This is a genomic window from Gordonia otitidis NBRC 100426, assembly GCF_000248075.1.
GTDB classification, from domain to species: Bacteria; Actinomycetota; Actinomycetes; order Mycobacteriales; family Mycobacteriaceae; genus Gordonia; species Gordonia otitidis.
Genome location: NZ_BAFB01000032.1, coordinates 1 through 6,669, shown reverse-complemented (window position 1 = coordinate 6,669; position 6,669 = coordinate 1). Strand labels below are relative to the sequence as shown.

Here is a 6,669-nt window from a genome sequence, read left to right as displayed (position 1 = left end):
GCTTCCCCGACAATGCTGCCGCCCGGCTTGCTCCCGGTCGGCGGTGGCGACCCTGACGTTCGTCTACGCCGAGTCGACGGCGGTCATCGGTCCCCTCGCCACGTCGGACGAGCCGCATTCATGGGATCTGTGCGAGGAGCATGCGCGACGCATCACGGTTCCGCGCGGCTGGGAGATGCTGCGCAGCGAGCGGGGGTTCTCGGCTCCGGTCGCCGAGGATTATGAACTCACCGCGCTCGCCGAAGCCGTGCGTGAGGTGGGTGCACGCGGGATAGCCGGCGCTGTCGGCCGGGCGCCCGGTTTCGATCAGGACGTGTTCGACGATGCCCAGGCCGGTCGTCACCGTGCTGGCACTTCTAATGGACGCGGTGCTGGCACCCCTAATGGACGCGGTGCCGGTGCACCTGGTGGACGCGGTGCTGGTGCTCCTGGTGGACGCGGTGCCGGGGCGTCGGGCGGTTACGGAGCGGGTGCGCCGACCGGTGACGGTCGTTCGGTGTCGGATGCGCCGCGGCGCAGTGGGGCGGTCAAGCCGCGTCCGGGCAGGCGTGGGCATCTCCGAGTGCTGCCCGATCCGGTCGATTGATTGCCTCCGATAACTGCGGTGAGTCGTAATCTGCGTGCGTGTGGGCAGCGGCGCCGCACGTCGCTAGGCTGAGCACATGCGTACGGGTGCCGCCGACCTCGATGATGTCGATGATCTGATCGCAGGGGACACCGAAGGTCTGCTGCCTGTTGCGGCGCTGGCGGGCGCCCAGGTACGCGCGGTCGCGGAGGCGATGCGCGAGGGTGTCCTCGAACCACTCGCGTCGCTGCGTCCTCGTAGCGTCGTGGTCGTGCACGGCGTGTCCGGTGTGGTCCGCGACGCTGTCGCGCTTGTCGTGGCGTGCGTGGCGAATCGCGTCGACGTCCCGATCGTGTCCGTGCCCGCTCTACCTGGCTGGGTCGGTCCGCTCGACGTCGTGGTCGTCGCGGGCGACGATGCAGGTGATATGGCGCTGGCCGACGCCGCAGCACGTGCTCAGCGTCGTCGCGCCGAGTTCGTTGTCGCTGCACCCGTGGAGGGGCCCTTGCGAGATGCGCTGGGCGGCAGCGGGATCGATCTATCGCCACGCGTACACGTCGACGCCCGGTTTCGTTTCGCAGGATATGTCGCGACGTTGCTTGCCGTGTTCAGCGCGCTGTCCGACGTGCGTTTCACCGGTCCCGTCCCCCTCGTGAGCGACATCGCCGACGCGCTCGATGAGGAGGCAGCGGCAGATCATCCGACGAGGGAGACGTTCCACAACCGCGCCAAGTTACTCGCTGCGCGGTTGGCTGATCGTCGAGTGGTGTGGACAGGCGACAGTCCCGCGGCGTCGGTGGTTGCCGCACGAAACGTCTCATCGCTCTTCGTGTTGTCGGGAAAGATCTGCGCCGCAGCAGATATCGACGACGTCGCGCGTCTGTCGCGGGAATCGTGGACAGCGGGTGGGGCGTCGCCGGTCGATTCGATCTTCCACGATCCGCAGATCGACGGACCCCTGGCGGATCAGCCGCCGCGCGTCCTCGCGGTCACCACCGCTGCGAGGCGGTGGTACGCCGCACAGCGAATCGCCGGGATCCCTGACGCGGAGGCGGTGAGCGGCGACGTCGATGAAGCAGAGTCCGTCGTCCGACCGCAGGTGCCCGCCGGTCCTGAAGACCTTGCTGACGGTCCCAGCGATCTGCCGGGGTACGTGATCCTGGCGCTGCGCGTCGACATTGCTGCGGTGTACCTACATCTGACCGGAATCGGAGAACGATGAAACTGCTGGACGGAGTGGTGCGGCCCTACGCATGGGGGTCACGAACGGCTATCGCGTCGTTACGGCAGAAACCGGTTCCGTCTCCGCACCCGGAAGCGGAGCTCTGGTTCGGGGCGCACGCCGAGGGGCCGGCCACGGTTCTCGGCCCAGACGGTGGGGTCCAGGGTGATCTGCTCGAGTTGATCGACGACGATCCCCAGCGAGCGCTCGGCGCCGCGAGCATCGATCAGTTCGGTGCGCGGCTGCCGCTCCTGCTCAAGGTTCTTGCCGCGGACGAACCGTTGTCGTTGCAGGCGCATCCGAGCGCCGAGCAGGCGCGCGAGGGGTTCGCCCGCGAAGAGGCAGCGGGAGTTCCGATCGACGCGCCGACACGCAACTACAAGGATGCGTCGCACAAGCCTGAGCTGATCGTCGCGATCTCCGAGTTCGATGCGCTGGCAGGTTTCCGCGACCCGGCGCGAACGATCGACCTGCTGCGTGAACTACAGGTCAGAGAACTCGACCCGTACCTGGGCATGTTGGTGGGCCAACCGGACGCCGAGGGGCTGCGCGCGGTGTTCACCACGTGGCTCACGCTGCCGGAATCGAGTCTGCGGACGGTCGTACCCGCGGTGCTCTCCGGCGCGGTCGACGCATTGAACGCAGGGTCGCAGTTCGCTCCGGAACTGCGTACGGCACTGGAACTCGGTGAGATATACCCCAACGATCCGGGAGTGCTCGCGTCGTTGTTGCTCAACCGGATTCACTTGTCGCCCAACGAAGGTCTCTATCTGCCCGCTGGCGTGCTGCATGCCTATCTCAGTGGCACGGGTGTCGAGATCATGGCCAATTCGGACAATGTGCTGCGCGGTGGTCTGACCCCCAAACACATCGATGTGCCCGAACTGCTGCGTGTGCTCGACTTCGCACCCGTTGACGTCGGCGATCTCACACCGAGGATGCGCACGGTGGGCGCTGAGCGGATCTACGTGACGCCTGCGCCTGAATTCCGGCTCTCCCGAGTCGAATTGGAGGGTACGGGCCTGCATCAGCCGTCGTCGATCTGCTTCGACATGCCCGGTCCGCAGATTCTGGCGACGATGGGTGGAACCATCGAGGTTCGGCTACCCGGAGACCCGCCGTTGGCTGTCTCCTCGGGATATGCCGTCTGGATTCCCGACGGCGATCCGGACGTGGTGGTGCGTGCGTCGTCGAGTCGTGCCTTGTTCTTCCGTGCCAGGGTGCCCGTCAGCGACCCAGACGGGTCGGTACAGGCCCGGGCGTCGGCAGTTCAGACGCCACCGACGCTCTAGGTGGTCGCGACAGTCTGCGGGGCGGGGTAGGCGGACGGCTGCCGTGAGCGCTGCCCGATGAACCCCGACTCCTCCGGTGTCGAGACCATCGTGACACCGACCCTGTCGCCGCTCGTCTCGAGAGTGAGTTGATGTGCCCGCGTCCGGTGCTGCCTGAACACGATCGCACCGGTGCGGACGTCGTCGACCTCCTGATCCTGCGGTACGACGAGGATGCGGGTCACGCCGTTGGCCACAGCACAGGGCGCGACGCCGTCGAAAAGCTGTACACGCGCGTCGATGTCGCGTCCGCTCCGATCATCTGCGAAGCCGAGCACATGGCGATCGCCGATGGCGTCCACGAGATGCTGCCATCGGTCGGGGCGTGAGGTGTGGAGCACAACGCGCCCACCGGTGGCGACGATCCGTAGCACGACCTGCGTGGCCAGAGCGGTGGTGCCGATCAGCGCGACCTCTGGCACATCCGTTCCGAAGAGCCGCGCCGTGACCGCGCGGCCGGTGTGATCGGCGCCGATCAATTGGCCACAGCCGCCTGATTCCACACGCAGCGTGTCGAGCAGCGCGAACGCCTCGGTGCCCGCCGCCACCGGGAGGTGACGGTGGATGCGATTCGCGCCCGTGGTCGGCAACGACGCTGCGAGAGCGTCGAACTGTCGTCCGTCGAGTGGTTCGGCGCCGTGGGGCCATGCGGTGGCGACGCATCCCGCATCCGGGAGTTCGTCGACGCGGACGAGCGCTCGCACCTCCAGGTCACCGGCGGGCCCGTGCGAGAGAGAAAGTGTCAGGGTCGTCGAGAGCGGTGTACCGCCCCACTGTCTTTCGAGCGCACGTGACAGCTTGCGCGGGTCGAGCGAGGCGGTGCGGAAGCGGACGCGCCCCGCTGACACGTGAGACCAGTCCTCGTGCGTGGCATCGAGACGTGCGCCCTGCAACAACCGGGTTGTGACGGCGTCGATCCCGACCGCATCGAGGGGAGTGGCCGCCAGACCGCACTCGCGGAGTCGACGAGCCACCCGTTGCGTGGTGATGGTCGCGGTCCGTAGTGCTCCGGTCGCTCCGCCTCCGCGTCGGGCGATCGCGTTCGGGCATCGCCTCGGGTCCAGTCGGAGTATCACCAGGGTGTCGCGGTGAGTCGTCGCAGGAAGCGGGCCAAGGGTGCGTTCGTAGATCGCGGCCGCGGGCCCGGTGCCGCCGACCCGGATGCCCTGCACGATGATGTCGATCGACGCGAGTGGGATGTCATAGGGATCGATGCACTCGGCGAGCGTCGTCAGCGGCAGCGGAGGGTCGGTGGTCTCGGAGCCGAACGGCGAGAGGAAGGTAGGAGCGGTGCGGGCCGGTGAGACCCGCAGCACGGTGATGAGCATGTCGCCTGTCCAGCGGACGCCCACGACCCCGGTCTCGGCGTGTGAGGTCGGCGAATGGCCGTGGTGCCGACCCGACGTCGGCACGTCGAACGGTGCAGGAGCCGACCCGGCCGACCGCCGGCGCGCGCGGGACACGAGGAAACCACCCCGACGGATCAATCTGCCCGACAACGACGTTCGGCCGGCGATCGGGATGAGCGTCAGCGCGGCGAGGACTGCCACCCCGAGTGCGGCGATCCCCGACCGTGCGCCGGAGAACCACCAGCCCACGAGTCCCACGGCAAGCAACACCTCGATCCCGACCAACGTCGCGAGTCCCGGCAACCGTGCCGGTGTGCGGTGTTTCGTGCCGATCCCCATGGGGTATCCACCCTCTCGTCCATGTGGCACCCGGCTGCCACCTCCGACCCGTCTTCACCCACTCGTTCGGTTCTGCCCAGCTCGTTCGGCAGAGCTCGTGTGGCAGAGCTCATCGAGTCGAACTCGCTCGGTTAGTACACCGCGCCGCGGGCAGCCGCGCGCCGAATCAGACGTTGTCCACAAGCGACGCCCGACGCGCCGGATTGCCGGATTTGTGCGGGTCTGGTTCGGTTAGGCTACTACCGCGCGAGTGAGGCGGCGCGGGGTTCATCCACCGCCGGTCCGCATGCCGAGGGCCGTGGCGCAGGGGTGGGATGCAGCGCAGGGGTGGGTGAAGGGGGAAACGGTGGCGCGTCAACTGACCACCAGGGCACAGGTCAACGGTTACAGATTTCTGCTGCGGCGTCTTGATCACGCGCTGATCCGCCGAGATGTACGGATGCTGCACGACCCGATGCGCTCCCAGGGACGCGCCCTGGCCGTCGGTGCGGTACTCGGGGTGCTCGTGCTTGCCGGTTTTGCGGTCTGGGGACTGGTCAGCCCGCAGGGGTCGGTCGGCAAGTCCACGATCATCGCCGCGAAGACGGGCGGCACGTATGTGCTGATCGACGGCACACTGCACCCCGTGTTGAACCTGGCCTCTGCACGACTCATCACCGGGAGCAACGAGAAGCCGGCGTCGGCGTCGGAGCGCAAGCTCGCTCACTATCCCCGTGGCCCGTTGCTCGGTATCCCCGGGGCGCCTTCGGCATTGCCGACGTCGTCGGTCACCACGTGGTCGGTGTGCGACGGCCCCGGCTCCCGGTCGGGCGTGACCGAATCGGCACTCGGCGCGTCATCGCACGGGACCGGTCTGTTGTCGGTGATCGCAGGCGAACCACACACGGGGCAACACACCCGTACGGCACGATCCGACGAGGCGCTCTTCGTGACCGCTGGCGACGACACGTTTCTCGTCTACCAACTCGACCGCGACGGACGCGCGACACCTGTTCGCGCGCAAGTGGATACGGACAGTGTGCCCGTGCTGCGGGCGCTGGGGCTCGAGAACGAGACGCCGCGTCCGATCAGTGTGGGATTGCTCAACACCTTCCCCGAGGTCGACGCGTTGACGCTTCCGTCCATCACCGGCAAGGGCGGAACGGGTGCTGTGGGGCGTGCCGGAGCGCGGGTGGGCTCGGTGGTCAAGACCACCGGAGCTGATGGCGCTGTCGGCTACTACATCGTGCTTCGTGACGGGGTTCAGCCGATCAGCGCTGCGACAGCCGAGATCCTGCGGCTCGCGGAACTCGACGACGCCGCGCCTGTCGCGACCGTGGCACCCGGGGTGATCGCGTCTACTCCGATGCTCGACGAACTGCCGATCGCCGACTTCCCCGTGGCGGTACCGCATCTCGTCACAGCGAGCGACACCACGGTGTGTCGAGCCTGGACGCGCGAGGCAGCTGACGACCCCGCGCGTACGACGTTGCTCGTCGGAGACGCGCTGCCGCTGCCCGACGGAGCGACCCCGGTGCGGGTCGCCAGCGCCGACGGACCGGGCCCGGGTGTCGACCAGGTGTACGTGCGTCCGGGTTCCGGCGCCTACATCCAGGTGACCGGAAACGAATCCGGCAGCGCGCGTGCGGAATCGATGTTCTATGTCGCAGACACCGGTGTGCGCTACGGCGTCTCGGATGCCGAGACAGGGTCGATCCTCGGGCTCGGCACGACGCCGACACGCGCTCCGTGGGATGTGACCTCATTGCTCGTCGCCGGGCCGACCCTGTCGCGGGAGAACGCGCTCGTCGCACACGACGGAATGGGCGCCGACCCGGAAGGCACGGCTGTCAGTCCACCTGAGGACTCGCCGAAAACCGGCGG

General features: G+C 67.9%; 5 protein-coding genes. 4 read left to right on the top strand and 1 reads right to left on the bottom strand.

The features are described from left to right. From GOOTI_RS03365 to manA, 3 genes are all read left to right on the top strand, one after another. Positions 1-586 (top strand): DUF3499 domain-containing protein (locus GOOTI_RS03365; protein WP_233425412.1); only part of this gene is annotated, 586 nt, incomplete at its 5' end. Positions 587-662: 76 nt separating this feature from the next. Further along, complete coding sequence (locus GOOTI_RS03360; RefSeq protein WP_039993269.1) at positions 663-1,787, top strand: hypothetical protein; 1,125 nt, start codon at positions 663-665, stop codon at positions 1,785-1,787. Beyond that, positions 1,784-3,079: a mannose-6-phosphate isomerase, class I gene (gene manA, locus GOOTI_RS03355; protein WP_039993267.1), complete on the top strand. Its 1,296-nt coding sequence runs from the start codon at positions 1,784-1,786 to the stop codon at positions 3,077-3,079. Before GOOTI_RS03360 ends, manA begins: the two co-directional genes overlap by 4 nt. On the opposite strand, the gene eccE is transcribed toward manA, so the two are convergent. Then, positions 3,076-4,806 (bottom strand): type VII secretion protein EccE, encoded by a 1,731-nt coding sequence (gene eccE / locus GOOTI_RS03350; protein WP_007237149.1) that lies wholly within the window; start codon positions 4,804-4,806, stop codon positions 3,076-3,078. The two genes, manA and eccE, sit on opposite strands and share 4 nt — an antisense overlap. Positions 4,807-5,152: 346 nt before the next feature. Here eccE and eccB point away from each other — a divergent pair. Further along, positions 5,153-6,669: type VII secretion protein EccB (gene eccB / locus GOOTI_RS03345; RefSeq protein WP_051997848.1), on the top strand; the 1,517-nt coding region annotated here is incomplete at its 3' end.